The organism is Streptomyces sp. DSM 106670 (assembly GCF_055792845.1).
On the sequence record NZ_CM147704.1, the window covers coordinates 2997283 to 3016966 of the forward strand.

The following is a 19684-nucleotide window of genomic DNA, read 5'->3' on the forward strand; positions in this document are numbered from 1 at the left end:
GTCATGCCGCGTCCGAACCGCTTCACGAACGTGGTCCGCTTCGGGCCCGTTCAGGTCGGCACCTACTACGACGGCCGGGGCCGCACCAAGCACGTCGCCGCCTGCACCGCCCCCCGCTGCGACTTCTCCGCCGACTACAACGGCCGCGCCGCCGCCGAACTCGCCGCCCGCACCCACCGCTGCAACCCCTGACAGGAGGCCCAACCGTGTTCACCCCGAAGATCCCGCCCCCGGACACCGCACCCACCCCGGGAACGTCGCTGGTCCCGCCGCTCACCGGCCTCGTGCACCCGCCGGCCTGCACCTGCCACCACACCCCGAATGTCCCGGGCCCGGTTCCGGCTGCTCCGGTCGCCCGTCCGGCTGTTCGGTTCACCCCGGGCTCGCTGCTCGTCGCCGCCGCCGGGGGCACCGCCGTGGTCCTGGTCGTCGGCACGGTCCTGGTCTCGATGCTCCTGGCGACCGCGATCACCGCCGCCTCGGTCGCCGTGTGCGCCGTAGTCCTGCGCTCACTCCTCAACAACCAGAAGGGCCACTGATCCATGACCTTCCGCTTCACCAGCAACAAAGGCACATCGCTGACCGCCCGGCTGGTCACCATCGGAGAGCACTCCGGACACCCGGAACAGGTCGTCCTCATCAAAACCAGCGGCGTCAAAAGCCCCGCGCTGTACGTCCCGCTCAACCGCATCGACGAACTGCTGACCGGAATCAAAGAGGTTGCCCGCCAAGCAACCGCATAACAGCCCCCGGGGCGGCCTCAACCGCCAAGTTTCCGCCGCCCCGGGCGCCCAACCCATTCCAGATCCAACCGACCCGAAAGGGAGCTCCCATCATGCCCCAGCCCACCCGGCCCCGGGCCATTTGCGGCCACTGCGATGGCTTCCCCACCGTCACCATCACCACCGGCACCCGCACCCGCACCGGGCAGCGCAAGACCACCACCGCCCACTGCCCCGCCTGCCACGGCACCGGCCACGCCACCCCCGCCCGCGCCCACACCCGGATCGGGGCCTGAGCGCCATGGCCGATCTGACCCCCACCCCGGACCGCCCCGGCCTCCACGTCAGCAAACCGTCCCCCAACGCCCCTGCCACCGGATCGGCCGTCTGCCACTGCGGCGCTACGGCCACCGCGACCGGTGACAGCCAGGTGCGTGCCCTGGTCAAGGGCTACACCGCGAACCACGGTTCCGCGCACGGCCGGACGGGACGCTGACCATGACCACCGCTGCGACTGCGGCGGGCCTGGACCCGGCCACCCTGGGCGATCTGCTCCGGGTGGCCGGGTCTCCCGGCTTCGACCGCCTCACCGAACAACTCCGCCGCACCGGAGGCTGCTCCCAGCCCATCCACCTCACCGGAGCAACCAAAACCATCGACCGCGCGACCGGCACCCTGCTGCACCACTACTCCACGGACACCGAGCCCGGGGGACGGTTACGGATCGCCTGCGGCAACCGCCGCGCCTCCCGCTGCCCCGCCTGCGCCTGGACCTACGCAGGCGACACCTACCACCTCATCCGCGCCGGACTCACCGGCGACCCCGACAAGGGCACCCCGACGACGATCCGAGATCATCCCCGGGTCTTCGCGACGCTCACGGCCCCTTCGTTCGGCCCGGTCCACAACCGGCCCGGCAACCGCACCTGCCGCTGCGGCACCCAGCACCCCGAGGACGCCCCGGAGCTGGGCACGCCGCTCGATCCGGAGACGTACGACTATGCGGGGGCGGTGCTGTGGAACAACCACGCCTCCGACCTCTGGCGCTACTTCACGATCTACCTCCGCCGGGAAATCGCCCGCCGCGCCGGACTCACCCAGAAAGCCGCCCGCGAACAGTCCAAGGTGTCCTTCGGGAAGGTCGCGGAGTACCAGAAGCGCGGGGCCGTGCACTTCCACGCGGTGATCCGCTTCGACGGACCCGAAGGCCCCGACACCCCACCCCCGGCCTGGGCCACCCTCAACCTCCTGGACGACGCGATCCGCGCTGCCGCCGCCCGGGTTGAGGTCCGTGTGCCGGCCGTTCCGGAAGCCGGGATCACCGAGGGGTGGACGTTGCGGTGGGGCACACAGCTCGACGTGCAGCCCATCGGCGCGTTCGGCAACGGTGAAGACCTCACCGAACAGGCGGTGGCCTCGTACGTCGCGAAGTACGCCACCAAGGCGGCCGAGACGACCGGCACCGTGGACCACCGTGTAGGCAACAAGGAAGCCTTGGTGCTGCTCGACGTGCCGGAGCACCCGCGCCGGCTGATCGAGGCGTGCTTGGACCTGCATCACGCCTACCCGGAACGCAAGCTGCGCGACTGGGCCCACATGCTCGGCTTCCGGGGCCACTTCTCCACCAAGTCCCGGGCCTACTCCACCACCCTCGGGGCCCTCCGGCAGGTCCGCGCCGACTACCGCGCCGCCGAACAACGCGCCGCCCTCGGCCTCCCCGACCCGGACGACCACCCGGAGGCCACCACGCTCACGCTCGCGCACTGGGCCTACGCCGGGAACGGTCACACCCCCGGCGAGTCCTGGCTCGCCGCCAACATCCACCGCGACATCCAACACAACCGCGAAACCGCCCGCGAACACCGCGCCGAACTGCACGACCAACTCGCTCTGGAAGGAGCCGCATCATGACCACCGCCACCCCCGAGCTCCTCACCGTGCCCGAGGTCATGGCGCGGCTGAAGCTCGGACGCTCCACCGTCTACGACCTGATCCGCTCCCGCCGGCTGGTCTCGATCACCATCGGCCGGGCCCGGCGTATCCCCGCCGACGCCGTACGGGACTTCATCGTCAACGAGATCGAGGAAGCGGCCTGATGCCTTCCCAGCGCAAGCGCAACCCGAACGGGTCCGGGACGGTGACCTTGCGGTCGGACGGCCGGTATCAGGCGGCTGTGTACGTTCCCCAGCCTGACGGCACGACGAAGCGCAAGTACGCGTACGGCAAGACCTTCGACGAGTGCGACCGGAAGCGTCGAGACCTCCTCGACAGGGCAGCCGGCGGGATCCCCACGCCGACCCGGGACATGACTCTGGGGCAGTGGTTCGACTACTGGCTGGAGGTGATCGTCAAGCCGAACCTGAAGCCGAAGAGCTACGAGACGTACGAGCAGGCGGTTCGGAACCATCTTCGGCCGCGTCTGGGGTCCAAAGTCATGCTGAAGCTGGGCGTGAAGGAGCTGCGCGGGGTCGTACAGCGGCTTGCGGAGGACAAGGGGGCCAAGACCGCCCGGCAGGCTCTGCGCGTGCTCTCGGCGTCTCTGACGGCTGCGATGGTCGAGGACATCGGCCTGACGCGGAACGTGGCCAAGCTCGTGCATGTCCGGGCCCCCGTCGACAGTGGCAAGAGCTGGGACGCCGTTACCGTGCTGCGGTTCTTGGCCGCCGCTCGGCGGATGACGGTGTACTACCCGGCTTTCCTGCTCATCTGCCTGCTCGGTCTGCGCCGAGCGGAGGTGTGCGGCCTTCGCTGGGTGAACATCGACCTGGACAACCGGGTGCTCTGGGTGGAGCAGCAGCGCCAGCGTTCCAGCGCCGGCACGATCGATCTGTCGTTGAAGACAGAGACCTCGAAGGCTGCGTTGCCGCTTCCTCGGCAGTGCATCGCTCCGCTGCGGTGGACTCGGATGCGGACTGCGATGCTGCGCGAGCGCGCTCTCGCGAAGGGCCGTCCGTGGTTCGAGGACCCGGACCAGCACGTGTTCATCTCGCGGACCGGGCACCCGCTGTTGGCCTCGAACCTCTACCTGACCATGCAGCGGATCTTGAGGGTCGCCGGTCTGGGGAAGATGAACCTCAAGGGGCTGCGGAAGTCCTGCGGCACGCTCCTGGTGCACTTGAAGGCTCACCCTCGGGTCATCAAGGCCATTCTGCGGCACAGCCGGATCGCGACGACGTTGGACATCTACGCTGAGGCTCTGGACCCCGATGTGATCGAGGCCGTGAGCGCGCTCGACCGTCTGTTGCGGCAGCCGGCGCGCATCCGGTCTCTGGAGGTCGCCCGGTCGCAGATGGAGACCGACTGATGTAGCCGTTAGATGTCACGGCCCCTCGCTCTGCGCGTCGCCGCAGGTCGGGGGGCCGTTTTCGGCGTTTGAGCCGACATCATCCCATTAGCTAATCGTTACCTGCGATGACCTGGCACACAGCTCTGCCAGTCCGACCCCCGTGACCGGGGAAATAGCGCCCTCCTCGGTGACGATCGCCGTGATCAGTTCCGGCGGTGTGACGTCGAAGGCCGGGTTGTACGCCGGGGCCCCGAGGGGTGCGACGACCATCCCGCCTCCTTCACCGGCCGATACACCCTGCGGCGATGTGAGCTCCGTCACTTCTCGCCCGGAACGCTGCTCGACGATGATCGATGTGCCGTCCGGGGTCTCCAGATCCACGGTCGTCGTCGGCGCCACCACGATGAAGGGCACATGGTGGTACTTCGCGAGCACGGCCAGCGGATAGCTCCCCACCTTGTTGGCCACCGAGCCGTCCGCCGCGATGCGGTCCGCCCCGATGAGCACCGCGTCGACCTCCCCGGCCGCGAACAGCGACCCTGCCGCGTTGTCCGTGAGCAGGCTGTACGCCAGACCGTTGCGCGCCGCCTCGTACGCGGTCAGCCGGGCCCCCTGGAGCAGCGGCCGGGTCTCGTCCACCCACAGCCGACGCAGCCGCCCGTGCCGGTGCACCCGCAACGCCACGGCGAACGCCGTCCCCTCGCCCCCGGAGACCAGCGCCCCGGTGTTGCAGTGGGTCAGCAGCTGATACCCGCGGCCCGGCAGCAACTCCTCCAGCAGCGCCTCGCCGAATTCCGCCATACGCCTGCTGGCCTGGGCATCCTCCTGGTGCAGGGCCCGCGCCTCGGCCAGTGCCGCCGCGGCCGCCGCCTTGTCCCCCGCCCCCTTCCGGGCCGCTTCCCAGTAAGCCTCCGCCACCCGCCGCACCCCGTAGCCGAGGTTCACCGCGGTGGGCCGCGCTCCCTCCAGCAGACCGGCCGCCTCCGCGACGTCGTAGCCCCGCGCCGCCGCGAGCGCCACCCCGTACCCCCCGGCGATCCCGAGCAGCGGAGCCCCTCGCACCGCCAGCGTCCGGATCGCCCGCACCAGCGCGGGCACATCGGTGCACACCAGCTCGACCTCCTCGGCGGGCAGCCGCGTCTGGTCGAGAAGCACCAGCACGGGCCCTTCCGGAGGCTCGTCCCAGCGGAGTACGGAAAGGGCGGGAGGCTCACTGCCCACCGGCGATTGCGCGTCCTGATCAACCATCTGTCCAGTCTGCCCGGTGAGCCGCCCGCACATGAAGGCACGAAAGGAGATCGCGCGGGAGACAGAGCGGCCGGTCCGCCCCGGGCCGCCGCGTGGCACGATGGCTGCCAACCTGCCGCCCCGATGAGCGGTCAGGACGGTGAAGGAGCGAGAATGAACGACTCTCCGGGCTGGGCGTCGCCCGGATCTGCCCCCTCCGACGGCAAGGAGGCGGCGATTCCCCGCCCCTCCGACCCCCAGGACGGAAGCGGCGCGACGGGACAGTGGTCCCCCGAGCAGCCGCCGCCCGGGCAGTGGTCCCCACCGAGCAACCCCGGCAGCGGCCCCGGAACACGGCCGCCGGCACCCGGCTGGGGCGGCGGCCCGCAGCGGCAGGGCTGGGCAGGGCCGCCGCCGGCCGCGAAGCCCGGCGTCATCCCGCTGCGCCCCCTGAGCCTCGGCGAGATCCTCGACGGCTCGGTGTCCGCCCTGCGCGCCCACTGGCGTACCGCACTCGGCTTCAGCCTCGCGGTCTCGGTGGTCACCCAGATCGGCATCATCCTCATGCAGCGCTACCTGCTGCCGGAACCGACCTCCGTCGACCCGAACGCCACCGGCGCCGAGGCCCTCCGCCAGACCGCCGACTCGGCCCGCTCGACACTGCTCTCCCTGGGCCCGGCCTCCCTCGTCTCGATGATCGCCACGCTCTTCACCGCGTCGATCGTCACCGTGGTCATCAGCCGCTCCGTGCTGGGCCGTCCCACCACGCTCTCCGACGCCTGGGCAGAGGCCCGCCCCCGGATCCTGCCGCTGCTCGGACTGACCGTCCTGGTGGCCGTGATCATGGCCACGATCATGACCGTAGGCATCGGCCCCGGACTGCTGCTGGGCTCCGAGGCAGGAGCGGCACTCGCCTTCCTCGGCTTCGCCGCCGCCTGCGTCGTGATGCTCTGGCTGAACGTCAGCTTCGCCCTCGCCGCCCCCGCACTGATGCTGGAACGACAGAGCATCGTGGCCGCGCTGCGCAGGTCGGCGAAGCTGGTCCGCGGTGCCTGGTGGCGCACCTTCGGAATCCTCGCCCTGACCTGGCTGCTGACCTTCCTGCTGACGTTCCTCGTCTCCATCCCGTTCAGCGCCATCGCGGTGATCGCCGACGGAACCGACGTCAGCGAGTTCTTCAGCAGCAACCCGCCCTCCTTCGGCTGGCCGTTCCTGATCATCACCGGGATCGGCGAAGTGATCGTCTCGACGCTGATCTACCCCTTCGTCGCCGGTGTGATGGCCCTCCTCTACGTGGACCAGCGCATCCGCCGCGAAGCCCTGGACCTGGACCTGGCACGGGCCGCGGGCCTTCCCGGCTACGGCGCCGACACCCCCAGGAGCTGATGCCGTGTCGGGGGCGGGGGGCATCACCACAGCGGGGCGGAACATCGCAGCGGGCGACATACCCGTGGACACTCCACGTCTCCCCGCACGGGAGGCGGCCGAGAGCGAGCTGTCCAAGCCGATGTACCACGAGAACGACCCGAACTTCCTCCAGCGCGCCCTGAACCGGTTCTGGGAGTGGGTCGCCGGAGTGTTCGACGCCGCCGCGGGCGCCGCCCCCGGTGGCCCGGCCGGACTCGTCGTCCTGGTCGTCATCGTCGTCGGCCTGGCCGCCGCCCTCTGGTGGCGGCTCGGCACTCCGCAACGCTCCTCCCGGAGCGTCGACGCCCTCTTCGACAGCGACGGCCCCCGCAGCGCGGCCCAGCACCGCACCGCGGCCGAGACCCATGCCGCGGCCCTGCGCTGGACCGAAGCCGTACAGGAACGGATGCGCGCCATCGTCCGGTCCCTGGAGGAGCGCGCCCTGCTCGATCCCCGCCCCGGCCGCACCGCGGACGAGGCCGCGGCCGAAGCGGGCCGCACTCTGCCCGAGCACACCGCCCGACTGCGCGCCGCCGCCCGGAGCTTCGACGACGTGACATACGGCGGCCGCACCGCGGACCAGGCGGCATATCTGTCCCTGCGCACCCTCGACCTCGAACTCGACGAGGCCAAGCCGCTGCTGCCCGGAACCTCCCGAGGAGCCACCGGATGACCGCGGCGACCACCGCTTCCCCCACCTCGACGGCGCCCACCCCCGGCCAGGTCTGGACCCGCGCCCGAGCCGTCCTGGCCGTCGTCCTCATCCTCGTCGTCGCCGGCATCACATTCGCCGCCGTACGCTCCGGAACGAACTACGGACAGCTCGACCCCCGCTCCGCGGAGCCCAAGGGCAGCCGCGCCGTGGCCGAACTCCTCGAAGCACGCGGCATATCCGTCACCGTCGTCACCACCCTCGACGAGGCCACCGCCGCGACCGGCCCGGACACCACCCTCCTGGTCACCGGCCCCAACCTCCTGACCCGGTCGCAACAGCTCCGGCTGAACGGGGCGACCACCGCCTCCGAAGGACGCACCTTGCTGATCGCCCCGGGCCCAGGGGCCACCGCCCGGCTCGCCCCCGGCGTCCGCGCCGAGGCACACCACGCCGTCAGCGCTCTCGCCCCGTCGTGCGAGCTCCCCGCCGCCCGCAGGGCCGGCACGGCCGACCTGGGCGGCACCCGCTACACGACGCAGGACCCGGACGCCGTCACCTGCTACCCGAGCGCAGGCCTCCCCAGCCTGGTCGTCCTCCCGACCGGAACGAGCGGCGACACCGTCGTCCTCGGCTCCCCCGACTTCCTCCACAACGAGCGTCTCGACAAGCAGGGCAACGCCTCGCTCGCCCTGCAACTGCTCGGTTCCCGTCCCCATCTCGTCTGGTACCTCCCCTCTCTCACCGATCCATCCGCAACAGCCGATGACAACGCCCCCGGCGACGGAAGCGAAGAACAGTCGGAGGGCGGGGCGCGGGACGAAGCGGCCGACGAGAGCAGCTTCCTCGACCTCGTCCCCTCCGGCTGGCTGTGGGGAACGCTTCAACTCGCCCTCGCCGCAGTCCTCGCCGCCGTCTGGCGGGCCCGCCGACTCGGCCCCCTCGTGACGGAACAACTGCCGGTAGCCATCCGCGCATCCGAATCCGCCGAAGGCCGCTCCCTCCTCTACCGCAAGGCCAACGCCCGCGACCGGGCCGCCGACGCCCTCCGAGCCGCCACCCGCACACGCGTCGCCCCCCTCGTCGGCGTGCCCGCCCGCGACGCGCACACCCCCGACGTCCTCCTCACCGCCGTGTCCACCCGCGTCACCGCACCCGACCAGGACCTCAACACCCTGCTTTTCGGCACGGCTCCCGCCACCGACGCGGCCCTGGTCCTCCTCGCCGATCAACTCGACGCCCTCGAAAGAGAGGTACGCACTTCATGAGCGCCCCGACCCCCGAGCCGGCCGAGCCCACGGCGCCCACTGCGGCTCCCGCGAGGCCCACGGCACCGGATCCTTCCGACAGCGCCCGCGCGTCCTTGGAGGCTCTGCGCTCCGAGATCGCCAAGGCCGTCGTCGGCCAGGACCCCGCTGTCACCGGACTCGTCGTCGCGCTGCTCTGCCGGGGACACGTGCTCCTCGAAGGCGTGCCCGGCGTCGCCAAGACCCTGCTGGTGCGGGCCCTTGCCTCTTCGCTCGAACTGGACACGAAGCGGGTCCAGTTCACCCCTGACCTGATGCCCAGCGACGTCACCGGCTCACTGGTCTACGACGCGCGCACCGCTGAGTTCTCCTTCCAGCCCGGCCCCGTCTTCACCAACCTGCTGATCGCCGACGAGATCAACCGCACCCCTCCCAAGACCCAGTCCTCCCTCCTTGAAGCGATGGAGGAACGGCAGGTCACCGTCGACGGAACACCGCGGCCACTGCCTGACCCCTTCCTCGTCGCCGCGACCCAGAACCCCGTCGAGTACGAAGGCACCTATCCCCTCCCCGAAGCACAGCTGGACCGCTTCCTGCTCAAGCTGACGGTTCCGCTCCCCTCACGGCAGGACGAGATCGACGTCCTCACCCGCCATGCCGACGGTTTCAACCCACGCGACCTGAAGGCCGCAGGGATACGGCCGGTCGCCGGGCCAGCCGATCTGGAAGCGGCACGCGAAGCCGTCGTGAAGACGACCGTCTCCCCCGAGATCGCCGGCTATGTCGTGGATATCTGCCGTGCCACGCGCGATTCCCCCTCGCTCGCCCTCGGTGTCTCCCCCCGAGGTACCACCGCACTGCTGTCGACCGCCCGCGCCTGGGCCTGGCTGACCGGCCGCGACTATGTCATCCCGGACGATGTGAAGGCCCTGGCGCTTCCCACGCTCCGTCATCGCATCCACCTGCGGCCCGAGGCGGAAATGGAAGGAGTCACCCCGGACTCCGTCATCGCCTCAGTGCTCGCCCACGTCCCCGTACCCCGATGAGGCGGTGACCATGGCCCTCACCGGACGTACTGCTCTGTTGGCCGCTCTGGGGTCACTCCCCGTAGGCATCCTCGCTCCTAGTTGGACCGGGATGCTCGCGGTCAACGCACCGCTCTCACTGGCAATTCTGTGTGACTATGCCCTGGCAGCGCCAGTGCGCACGCTTCGATTCACTCGATCCGGTGATACATCTGTTCGACTCGGTGACGCGGCAGAAGTGCAACTGACGGTGACCAACTCGTCGCGGCGCCGGCTGCGCGCCCAGCTCCGGGACGCCTGGCCCCCCAGCAGCTGGGCCGCAGGCACCGAGCAGGGCGCTTCCCGTCACACGCTGACGATTCCCGCCGGCGAACGTCGACGCCTGGTCACGGTCCTGCGCCCGACCCGGCGCGGTGAACGGCGGGCGGAGCGCATCACGATCCGCTCGTACGGCCCGCTCGGCCTCGCCGCACGCCAGGGGCAGCATCGGGCCCCGTGGACCGTACGCGTCCTGCCTCCGTTCACCAGCCGCAAGCACCTGCCTTCCCGGCTCGCCCGCCTCCGCGAACTCGACGGCCGCACCAGCGTTCTGACGCGCGGTGAGGGAACGGAGTTCGACAGCCTGCGGGCCTACGTACCCGGCGACGACACCCGCTCCATCGACTGGCGGGCCACCGCACGCCAGTCCGCCGTAGCGGTCCGGACATGGCGACCCGAGCGTGACCGGCACATCCTGATCGTCCTCGACACCGGGCGCACGTCCGCGGGCCGGGTGGGCGACGTCCCCCGCCTGGACGCCTCGATGGACGCCACGCTCCTCCTCACAGCACTCGCCACCCGGGCGGGCGACCGCGTGAGCCTCCTCGCCTACGACCGCCAGGTACGAACCAGGGTTCAGGGCCGGACGGCCACGGGAAATGTGCTGGCCACCGTCATCGACACCCTGGCCACGCTGGAACCCGAGCTCATCGAAACGGATGCCCGCGGCCTCAGCAACGCGGCCCTCACCGACGCACCCCGCGGCTCGCTGATCGTTCTCCTCACGACGCTGGAGGCCGCTCCCATCGAGGAAGGCCTCCTCCCTGTACTGCCTCAGCTCACCCAGCGCCACACCGTGCTGCTGGCCGCAGTCTCCGACCCCAGGATCGAGGAGATGGCCAACGGCCGGGACACGGTGGACTCGGTGTACGACGCGGCAGCCGCCGGCCAGGCCCAGGCCGACCGACGCCGCACTGCCGACAGGCTCCGTCGCCACGGCGTCGTCGTCGTGGACGCCACCCCGGACAATCTCGCTCCCGCACTTGCCGACACGTACTTGGCCCTGAAGGCCGCAGGCCGCCTCTGAGAGTTCTACTGAGGCGGCCTGCCGGCTGCCTGCCGGACTCGCAGCCGATTGTGTCCGGAACGCAGAAAAGCCCCGCACCAAAAGGTGCGGGGCTTTCCCGGAAAAATTGTTCGGCGGCGTCCTACTCTCCCACAGGGTCCCCCCTGCAGTACCATCGGCGCTGAAAGGCTTAGCTTCCGGGTTCGGAATGTAACCGGGCGTTTCCCTAACGCAATGACCACCGAAACACTATGAAACTGTGAACACCGGATGTTTACACGGCCGTTCGTTATTTCAGAACTAACACAGTGGACGCGAGCAACTGAGGACAAGCCCTCGGCCTATTAGTACCAGTCAGCTCCACCCGTTACCAGGCTTCCACATCTGGCCTATCAACCCAGTCGTCTACTGGGAGCCTTAACCCCTCAAGAGGGTGGGAATACTCATCTCGAAGCAGGCTTCCCGCTTAGATGCTTTCAGCGGTTATCCTTTCCGAACGTAGCCAACCAGCCATGCCCTTGGCAGGACAACTGGCACACCAGAGGTTCGTCCGTCCCGGTCCTCTCGTACTAGGGACAGCCCTTCTCAATATTCCTACGCGCACAGCGGATAGGGACCGAACTGTCTCACGACGTTCTAAACCCAGCTCGCGTACCGCTTTAATGGGCGAACAGCCCAACCCTTGGGACCGACTCCAGCCCCAGGATGCGACGAGCCGACATCGAGGTGCCAAACCATCCCGTCGATATGGACTCTTGGGGAAGATCAGCCTGTTATCCCCGGGGTACCTTTTATCCGTTGAGCGACAGCGCTTCCACAAGCCACTGCCGGATCACTAGTCCCGACTTTCGTCCCTGCTCGACCCGTCGGTCTCACAGTCAAGCTCCCTTGTGCACTTACACTCAACACCTGATTACCAACCAGGCTGAGGGAACCTTTGGGCGCCTCCGTTACTCTTTAGGAGGCAACCGCCCCAGTTAAACTACCCATCAGACACTGTCCCTGATCCGGATCACGGACCCAGGTTAGACATCCAGCACGACCAGAGTGGTATTTCAACGACGACTCCACAACCACTGGCGTGGCCGCTTCAAAGTCTCCCACCTATCCTACACAAGCCGAACCGAACACCAATATCAAACTATAGTAAAGGTCCCGGGGTCTTTCCGTCCTGCTGCGCGAAACGAGCATCTTTACTCGTAGTGCAATTTCACCGGGCCTATGGTTGAGACAGTCGAGAAGTCGTTACGCCATTCGTGCAGGTCGGAACTTACCCGACAAGGAATTTCGCTACCTTAGGATGGTTATAGTTACCACCGCCGTTTACTGGCGCTTAAGTTCTCAGCTTCGCCAACCCGAAAGTCAGCTAACCGGTCCCCTTAACGTTCCAGCACCGGGCAGGCGTCAGTCCGTATACATCGCCTTACGGCTTCGCACGGACCTGTGTTTTTAGTAAACAGTCGCTTCTCGCTGGTCTCTGCGGCCACCCCCAGCTCAAGCAGCAAGTGCTATCACCAGTGATGGCCCCCCTTCTCCCGAAGTTACGGGGGCATTTTGCCGAGTTCCTTAACCATAGTTCACCCGAACGCCTCGGTATTCTCTACCTGACCACCTGAGTCGGTTTAGGGTACGGGCCGCCATGAAACTCGCTAGAGGCTTTTCTCGACAGCATAGGATCATCCACTTCACCACAATCGGCTCGGCATCAGGTCTCAGACTATGTGCACGACGGATTTACCTACCGTGCGTCCTACACCCTTACCCCGGGACAACCACCGCCCGGGCTGGACTACCTTCCTGCGTCACCCCATCGCTTACCTACTACAAGTCTGGTTCATCGGCTCCACCACTACCCTCAACTCCGAAGAGATCGGGCCGGCTTCACGGACTTAGCATCGCCTGATTCAGTACTGGGCGTTTCAAAGCGGGTACCGGAATATCAACCGGTTGTCCATCGACTACGCCTGTCGGCCTCGCCTTAGGTCCCGACTTACCCTGGGCAGATCAGCTTGACCCAGGAACCCTTAGTCAATCGGCGCACACGTTTCTCACGTGTGTATCGCTACTCATGCCTGCATTCTCACTCGTGAACCGTCCACAACTCGCTTCCGCGGCTGCTTCACCCGGCACACGACGCTCCCCTACCCATCCGTACTCCCGTTGGGGATATGTGTACGAATGACACGACTTCGGCGGTACGCTTGAGCCCCGCTACATTGTCGGCGCGGAATCACTTGACCAGTGAGCTATTACGCACTCTTTCAAGGGTGGCTGCTTCTAAGCCAACCTCCTGGTTGTCTCTGCGACTCCACATCCTTTCCCACTTAGCGTACGCTTAGGGGCCTTAGTCGATGCTCTGGGCTGTTTCCCTCTCGACCATGGAGCTTATCCCCCACAGTCTCACTGCCGCGCTCTCACTTACCGGCATTCGGAGTTTGGCTAAGGTCAGTAACCCGGTAGGGCCCATCGCCTATCCAGTGCTCTACCTCCGGCAAGAAACACACGACGCTGCACCTAAATGCATTTCGGGGAGAACCAGCTATCACGGAGTTTGATTGGCCTTTCACCCCTAACCACAGGTCATCCCCCAGGTTTTCAACCCTGGTGGGTTCGGTCCTCCACGAAGTCTTACCTCCGCTTCAACCTGCCCATGGCTAGATCACTCCGCTTCGGGTCTAGAGCGTGCAACTCAAACGCCCTATTCGGACTCGCTTTCGCTACGGCTTCCCCACACGGGTTAACCTCGCTACACACCGCTAACTCGCAGGCTCATTCTTCAAAAGGCACGCAGTCACGACTGACAGCACAAGTGCTGCCAGCGACGCTCCCACGGCTTGTAGGCACACGGTTTCAGGTACTATTTCACTCCGCTCCCGCGGTACTTTTCACCATTCCCTCACGGTACTATCCGCTATCGGTCACCAGGGAATATTTAGGCTTAGCGGGTGGTCCCGCCAGATTCACACGGGATTTCTCGGGCCCCGTGCTACTTGGGTGTCTCTCAAACGAGCCGTTAATGTTTCAGCTACGGGGGTCTTACCCTCTACGCCGGACCTTTCGCATGTCCTTCGCCTACATCAACGGTTTCTGACTCGTCTCACAGCCGGCAGACTATGAAAGAGAGATCCCACAACCCCGCATGCGCAACCCCTGCCGGGTATCACACGCATACGGTTTGGCCTCATCCAGTTTCGCTCGCCACTACTCCCGGAATCACGGTTGTTTTCTCTTCCTGAGGGTACTGAGATGTTTCACTTCCCCTCGTTCCCTCCACACTGCCTATGTGTTCAGCAGCGGGTGACAGCCCATGACGACTGCCGGGTTTCCCCATTCGGAAACCCCCGGATCAAAGCTTGGTTGACAGCTCCCCGGGGACTATCGTGGCCTCCCACGTCCTTCATCGGTTCCTGGTGCCAAGGCATCCACCGTGCGCCCTTAAAAACTTGGCCACAGATGCTCGCGTCCACTGTGCAGTTCTCAAACAACGACCAGCCACCCATCACCCCACCCACAACAGGCGAGTTCACTGGGACCGGATCAGAAGGACAGCCACAATCGGCCGCACCCTCAGATACCCAACAACGTGCCCGACACGATCAACCCGTTCCCGTTTTCCACGCCGAAGCAGTACTAACGAAACCGTGCTCACCGTGCCGAATAGTCAACGTTCCACCCATGAGCAACCAGCACCGAACATTCGCCGGTGTACTGGCCTCTGACCAAACCGAAGCCTGGTAAGAAGTGCTCCTTAGAAAGGAGGTGATCCAGCCGCACCTTCCGGTACGGCTACCTTGTTACGACTTCGTCCCAATCGCCAGTCCCACCTTCGACAGCTCCCTCCCACAAGGGGTTGGGCCACCGGCTTCGGGTGTTACCGACTTTCGTGACGTGACGGGCGGTGTGTACAAGGCCCGGGAACGTATTCACCGCAGCAATGCTGATCTGCGATTACTAGCAACTCCGACTTCATGGGGTCGAGTTGCAGACCCCAATCCGAACTGAGACCGGCTTTTTGAGATTCGCTCCGCCTCGCGGCATCGCAGCTCATTGTACCGGCCATTGTAGCACGTGTGCAGCCCAAGACATAAGGGGCATGATGACTTGACGTCGTCCCCACCTTCCTCCGAGTTGACCCCGGCAGTCTCCTGTGAGTCCCCATCACCCCGAAGGGCATGCTGGCAACACAGAACAAGGGTTGCGCTCGTTGCGGGACTTAACCCAACATCTCACGACACGAGCTGACGACAGCCATGCACCACCTGTATACCGACCACAAGGGGGGCACCATCTCTGATGCTTTCCGGTATATGTCAAGCCTTGGTAAGGTTCTTCGCGTTGCGTCGAATTAAGCCACATGCTCCGCTGCTTGTGCGGGCCCCCGTCAATTCCTTTGAGTTTTAGCCTTGCGGCCGTACTCCCCAGGCGGGGAACTTAATGCGTTAGCTGCGGCACCGACGACGTGGAATGTCGCCAACACCTAGTTCCCAACGTTTACGGCGTGGACTACCAGGGTATCTAATCCTGTTCGCTCCCCACGCTTTCGCTCCTCAGCGTCAGTAATGGCCCAGAGATCCGCCTTCGCCACCGGTGTTCCTCCTGATATCTGCGCATTTCACCGCTACACCAGGAATTCCGATCTCCCCTACCACACTCTAGCTAGCCCGTATCGAATGCAGACCCGGGGTTAAGCCCCGGGCTTTCACATCCGACGTGACAAGCCGCCTACGAGCTCTTTACGCCCAATAATTCCGGACAACGCTTGCGCCCTACGTATTACCGCGGCTGCTGGCACGTAGTTAGCCGGCGCTTCTTCTGCAGGTACCGTCACTTTCGCTTCTTCCCTGCTGAAAGAGGTTTACAACCCGAAGGCCGTCATCCCTCACGCGGCGTCGCTGCATCAGGCTTTCGCCCATTGTGCAATATTCCCCACTGCTGCCTCCCGTAGGAGTCTGGGCCGTGTCTCAGTCCCAGTGTGGCCGGTCGCCCTCTCAGGCCGGCTACCCGTCGTCGCCTTGGTAGGCCATTACCCCACCAACAAGCTGATAGGCCGCGGGCTCATCCTTCACCGCCGGAGCTTTTAACCCCATCCCATGCGGGACAGAGTGTTATCCGGTATTAGACCCCGTTTCCAGGGCTTGTCCCAGAGTGAAGGGCAGATTGCCCACGTGTTACTCACCCGTTCGCCACTAATCCACCCCGAAAGGCTTCATCGTTCGACTTGCATGTGTTAAGCACGCCGCCAGCGTTCGTCCTGAGCCAGGATCAAACTCTCCGTGAATGTTTACCCGTAATCGGGTGCACACATCACGAGAGCGGAACAACCGGTCGGAATAAGACCCGTTGTTCACAGCGTCCTCGCTGTGTTATTGCCTACCGCCACCCACAAGGAGCGGAACGGCAGGACTTTCAAAGGAACCACCAACCTGCCGAAGCAGGCCGGGGTATCAACATATCTGGCGTTGACTTTTGGCACGCTGTTGAGTTCTCAAGGAACGGACGCTTCCTTCGGTCCCGTTTCACCGGGGCCCTCCGGGCGCTTCCCTTCGTTCTTGCGTTTCCGACTGTATCAGACTCTTTCGTGTCCGAATTCCCGGTCGAAGCGGGGTGCTTTCGAGGTTCTTCGCTTTCGCGTTTTCCCTTTCCGGCGGTTCCAACTTTACCAGACTCTTTTTCGTTCCGTTTCCGGTCCGAATTCGATTTCCGGTGGCCTGTGGAGTGGCCTTGCCTTTCGGCGGATCCGACTTTATCAGAAATTCACGGGGCGAAACGAACGGCCCGGAGATTCGAGAAAGGAGAATCATTTGGCCCGGCGGAGTAACAAGTCCTCCTGCACGAGCGGAGTAGATACTACGCGCTCAACTCGAACCTGTCTAGTCCGAGGCAACCGTTCGAATCTACCTCCCCACATCTGCCGTGTCAACGGTTTTTGTGGGCGAGGAGGACACTAGCAGCTCAGCAGGGGTGAAAGCACATCGGTGGTCAGGCTGCGGTGGGAAGTTCGGCGCTGCGTTCGACCGCTGTGAGGTCACCCGTGTCGCCGACGCGTGCCGCGCGGCCGCCAAGGATGTAGACGTACGCGAGAAACCCCAGCTCAGCGGCGATGCCGATGGTGATCCGGGCCCAGGTCGGGAGGCCGGAGGGGGTCACGAAGCCTTCGATGAGTCCGGAGACGAACAGGACCAGGGCCAGGCCGATGGCCATGCCCAGTGCGGCGCGTCCCTGCTGGGCCAGGGCGGTACGGCGTGACAGGGGGCCCGGGTCGATCACGGTCCAGCCGAGGCGCAGTCCCGTGCCGGCGGCGACGAACACGGCGGTCAGTTCGAGCAGGCCGTGGGGAAGCACCAGGCCGAGGAAGACGTCGAGGCGGCCCGCGGAGGACATGAGGCCTATGCCGACGCCGAGGTTGAGCATGTTGAGGAAGAGGATCCAGATCACCGGTATGCAGAGGAACGCCCCCAGGACCAGGCAGAGGGCCGCGGCCTGCGCGTTGTTCGTCCATACCTGGGCCGCGAACGACGCCGCCGGATGGCTGGAGTAGTAGGTCTCGTACTCGCCGCCCGGCCGGGTCATCGCACGGAGGTCCTCCGGTGCGGCGATCGCGGCCTGCACCTCGGGGTGGGTGCCGATCCACCAGCCGAGCAGTGCCGCCAGCGCGGTCGAGAGCACCGCGGTGGGGACCCACCAGTGGCGCGAGCGGTAGACGGCGGCGGGGAATCCCGCGGTGAGGAACCGGGCCGCGTCCCGCCAGGAGGCCTTGCGGGTGCCGGTGACCGTCGACCTGGCGCGGGCCACGAGCTGGGTGAGCCGGCCGGTGAGGAGGGGGTCGGAGCTACTCGACTGGATCAGCGAAAGGTGGGTCGCGGTGCGCTGGTAGAGGACGACGAGTTCGTCCGCTTCCGCGCCCGTGAGGCGGCGCCCGCGGCGCAGGAGGTGTTCGAGGCGGTCCCACTCCGTGCGGTGGGCGGTAACGAAGACGTCGAGGTCCATGGGCGTCTGTTGCTCCAGGCAAGGGTGCGTACGGGTCCGTACTACTGCGGCGCGCTGGCGGTCAGCTTGGCAGACTGGGCCCGGCTGGGGCAGAGAAGGTCGGCGAAGGGTGGGGCCCGATGAGTGAGCTGGTGACCGGGGACGCGGTCGTTCTGGGGTTGAGGCCCGCGCGGCTGCCGAGCCGGGCGCTGGCCTCGGCGATCGATCTGGCGGTGATATTCACCGGCTTCATCCTGATATCGGTCGTGCTCGGTATCGCTTCCGCTTCCTTGGACGAGGCGGCCGTGGCGGCGATCGGGGTCGCCTCGTTCCTGCTGATCCTGATCGGTGGGCCGGTCGCGGTGGAGACGCTGAGCCATGGCCGGTCCCTGGGGAAGCTCGCCTGCGGGCTGCGGGTGGTGCGGGACGACGGTGGGCCGATCCGGTTCCGGCACGCGCTCGTGCGAGGGGCCATGGGGCTCGTCGAGATTCTGATGACCTTCGGCGCCCTGGCCTCCATCGCGTCCTTGGTGTCGGCGCGGGGGCGGCGGATCGGTGATGTGTTCGCCGGGACGCTGGTGATCCGGGAGCGGGTCGCGGCCACGGGCCGGTCCGTCGCCGTGCCGCCTCCCCCGCCCTGGCTGGTCGGCCGGTTCGCGCAGCTGGATCTGTCGGCCGTGCCGGACGAGCTTTGGTCCTCGATACGGCAGTACCTGACGCGGATGCAGCAGCTGGATCCCGGCGTGGGGCGTTCGATCGCGGAGCGGCTGGCCGGTGAACTGGTCGCGCGGACGGGGGCGACCGCGCCGCAGGGCGTTCCCGCGGCCGCGTTTCTGGCCGCGGTGGTTCATGAGCGGCAGGCGCGGGATGCGCGGCGTGTGTTCGCCGGGCCTCGCGCGGAGGGGCCCGTGGGCTCCGTAGCGGTTGTGCCCGGTGTGCCGTCCGCGGCTGCCGGGCCGTCTCTACCTGTCGGGCCGTCCGTGCCGTCTATGCCTGCCGTGCCTGCTGCGCCTGCCGGGGGCGGTGCCGGGTCGGGCGGTGGTGCTGGTGAGCAGTGGCGTGGAGGTGCGTCCTCGGGTGGGTTCGCTCCGCCCGGCTAGGCGAGGTCCTGCCTTGGTCCGGGCGATGTCTCCAGGGCGGCCGGGTCGCCGGGGGCTCGGGGGGACGGCGGCGATTCCAGGTGCTCGAGTTCGATGCCGGGGGCCGCGAGGACCACGTCGCCGGCGATGTGGACGGTGTGCTGTTCGCCGGTGTCCAGGGCGCTGACCTGGTATTCGTCCACGATCAAGGGGCCGTTGTCAGTGGCGTGCGCTTCACTGTTCACCAGAGCCCAGGACTGGTCGACGGTCCTGGGTGCGAGCACCGGGTCCGTGAAGGTGACCACGCGGACGCGGGTCGTGGGGGAATCGGGGGTGAGGCGCAGGAGCCGGGTCATGGCGATGAGGAATGCGGGGGATGTGCCGGAGAAGGTGTGGGCGCGGACGTTGCCTTCGGTGGCGTGGCTGCCGGTCGGGTCGGTCCGGACCCAGGTGACCCCTTCGAGGGCGGCTCCTCGCACCTGCCAGCTCGCGGCATGGAGTTCGAGGCGGATGGGGCGGCCCAGCTCGTCCAGGGCGAGGTCGACGGAGCCGAGGTGGCCTCCGGAGGGGGACGTGGTCTGGGAGACGTAGCGCCAGCCGGAGGGGCCGGGGGCGCAGTGGAAGTGTTCTTCGCCGAGGGGGGTGTGGTCGTGAAGGTCGTGGAGCGAATACCTGCCGCGGGGCATGGGGTCCTTCGGGTTCCTCGGGCTGTACGGGGGCGGTAACGGGAGCAGGCCCCCGCCACGGGG

At 66.7% G+C, this 19684-nt stretch carries 17 protein-coding genes and 3 rRNA genes; 14 read left to right on the top strand and 6 right to left on the bottom strand.

Annotated features, from left to right (window positions below; all coding sequences use genetic code 11):
- Window positions 1-3 precede the first annotated feature (3 nt).
- From ACSMXR_RS13225 to ACSMXR_RS13260, 8 genes are all read left to right on the top strand, one after another.
- The gene (locus tag ACSMXR_RS13225; RefSeq protein ID WP_006124995.1) at window positions 4-192 is read left to right on the top strand and encodes a mobile element transfer protein; all 189 of its coding nucleotides are present in this window, start codon (window positions 4-6) and stop codon (window positions 190-192) included.
- A 14-nt stretch (window positions 193-206) separates the two neighbouring features.
- The gene (locus tag ACSMXR_RS13230) at window positions 207-539 is read left to right on the top strand and encodes a SpdD protein (RefSeq protein ID WP_473171933.1); all 333 of its coding nucleotides are present in this window, start codon (window positions 207-209) and stop codon (window positions 537-539) included.
- 3 nt (window positions 540-542) lie between these two features.
- Window positions 543-743 (top strand): hypothetical protein, encoded by a 201-nt coding sequence (locus ACSMXR_RS13235; RefSeq protein WP_381914548.1) that lies wholly within the window; start codon window positions 543-545, stop codon window positions 741-743.
- Window positions 744-835: 92 nt separating this feature from the next.
- Window positions 836-1018 carry a hypothetical protein gene (locus tag ACSMXR_RS13240; RefSeq protein WP_473171934.1) on the top strand — a complete coding sequence of 61 codons (183 nt, stop codon included), beginning with the start codon at window positions 836-838 and terminating at the stop codon, window positions 1016-1018.
- Window positions 1019-1023: 5 nt separating this feature from the next.
- A complete protein-coding gene (locus ACSMXR_RS13245) occupies window positions 1024-1218 on the top strand; it encodes a hypothetical protein (RefSeq protein ID WP_473171935.1) in 195 nt (64 codons plus the stop codon).
- Window positions 1219-1220: 2 nt separating this feature from the next.
- A complete protein-coding gene (gene repSA / locus ACSMXR_RS13250) occupies window positions 1221-2633 on the top strand; it encodes a replication initiator protein RepSA (protein ID WP_473171936.1) in 1413 nt (470 codons plus the stop codon).
- Complete coding sequence (locus ACSMXR_RS13255; RefSeq protein WP_383762531.1) at window positions 2630-2818, top strand: helix-turn-helix domain-containing protein; 189 nt, start codon at window positions 2630-2632, stop codon at window positions 2816-2818. Before repSA ends, ACSMXR_RS13255 begins: the two co-directional genes overlap by 4 nt.
- Window positions 2818-4026 (top strand): tyrosine-type recombinase/integrase, encoded by a 1209-nt coding sequence (locus ACSMXR_RS13260; RefSeq protein ID WP_006125001.1) that lies wholly within the window; start codon window positions 2818-2820, stop codon window positions 4024-4026. Before ACSMXR_RS13255 ends, ACSMXR_RS13260 begins: the two co-directional genes overlap by 1 nt.
- 87 nt (window positions 4027-4113) lie before the next feature.
- Here ACSMXR_RS13260 and mtnA read toward each other — a convergent pair whose 3' ends face one another.
- Window positions 4114-5256, bottom strand: coding sequence for an S-methyl-5-thioribose-1-phosphate isomerase (mtnA, locus tag ACSMXR_RS13265; protein WP_473171937.1), 1143 nt, complete (start codon window positions 5254-5256; stop codon window positions 4114-4116).
- Between the two features lie 153 nt (window positions 5257-5409).
- On the opposite strand from mtnA, the gene ACSMXR_RS13270 reads away from it, so the two are divergent.
- Genes ACSMXR_RS13270 through ACSMXR_RS13290 form a run of 5 tightly spaced genes read left to right on the top strand, consistent with a single transcriptional unit; the run spans window position 5410 to window position 10911 of the window.
- Window positions 5410-6621 (top strand): DUF7847 domain-containing protein, encoded by a 1212-nt coding sequence (locus ACSMXR_RS13270; RefSeq protein WP_473171938.1) that lies wholly within the window; start codon window positions 5410-5412, stop codon window positions 6619-6621.
- 4 nt (window positions 6622-6625) lie between these two features.
- Window positions 6626-7315 (top strand): DUF4129 domain-containing protein, encoded by a 690-nt coding sequence (locus ACSMXR_RS13275; protein ID WP_137233612.1) that lies wholly within the window; start codon window positions 6626-6628, stop codon window positions 7313-7315.
- Window positions 7312-8562: a DUF4350 domain-containing protein gene (locus ACSMXR_RS13280; protein ID WP_473171939.1), complete on the top strand. Its 1251-nt coding sequence runs from the start codon at window positions 7312-7314 to the stop codon at window positions 8560-8562. The genes ACSMXR_RS13275 and ACSMXR_RS13280 overlap by 4 nt, the downstream gene beginning before the upstream one ends.
- Window positions 8559-9587, top strand: a complete 1029-nt coding sequence (locus ACSMXR_RS13285; protein ID WP_473171940.1) for an AAA family ATPase — start codon at window positions 8559-8561, stop codon at window positions 9585-9587. Before ACSMXR_RS13280 ends, ACSMXR_RS13285 begins: the two co-directional genes overlap by 4 nt.
- Window positions 9588-9597: 10 nt before the next feature.
- Window positions 9598-10911 carry a DUF58 domain-containing protein gene (locus ACSMXR_RS13290; RefSeq protein WP_473171941.1) on the top strand — a complete coding sequence of 438 codons (1314 nt, stop codon included), beginning with the start codon at window positions 9598-9600 and terminating at the stop codon, window positions 10909-10911.
- A gap of 108 nt (window positions 10912-11019) precedes the next feature.
- Here the strand turns inward: ACSMXR_RS13290 and rrf are convergent.
- From rrf to ACSMXR_RS13310, 4 genes are all read right to left on the bottom strand, one after another.
- Window positions 11020-11136: ribosomal RNA gene (rrf, locus tag ACSMXR_RS13295) — 5S ribosomal RNA — on the bottom strand.
- A 78-nt stretch (window positions 11137-11214) separates the two neighbouring features.
- Window positions 11215-14339: ribosomal RNA gene (locus ACSMXR_RS13300) — 23S ribosomal RNA — on the bottom strand.
- A 303-nt stretch (window positions 14340-14642) separates the two neighbouring features.
- Window positions 14643-16168 (bottom strand): 16S ribosomal RNA (locus tag ACSMXR_RS13305).
- Together the 16S, 23S and 5S rRNA genes form the textbook arrangement of a ribosomal RNA operon.
- 701 nt (window positions 16169-16869) lie before the next feature.
- Window positions 16870-17877 carry a stage II sporulation protein M gene (locus tag ACSMXR_RS13310; RefSeq protein ID WP_473171942.1) on the bottom strand — a complete coding sequence of 336 codons (1008 nt, stop codon included), beginning with the start codon at window positions 17875-17877 and terminating at the stop codon, window positions 16870-16872.
- Window positions 17878-17996: 119 nt separating this feature from the next.
- Here ACSMXR_RS13310 and ACSMXR_RS13315 point away from each other — a divergent pair, with 119 nt between their 5' ends.
- Window positions 17997-18956, top strand: a complete 960-nt coding sequence (locus tag ACSMXR_RS13315) for an RDD family protein (protein ID WP_473171943.1) — start codon at window positions 17997-17999, stop codon at window positions 18954-18956.
- On the opposite strand, the gene ACSMXR_RS13320 is transcribed toward ACSMXR_RS13315, so the two are convergent.
- Window positions 18953-19621, bottom strand: a complete 669-nt coding sequence (locus ACSMXR_RS13320; RefSeq protein WP_473171944.1) for a hypothetical protein — start codon at window positions 19619-19621, stop codon at window positions 18953-18955. The genes ACSMXR_RS13315 and ACSMXR_RS13320 overlap by 4 nt on opposite strands.
- Window positions 19622-19684: the final 63 nt, after the last annotated feature.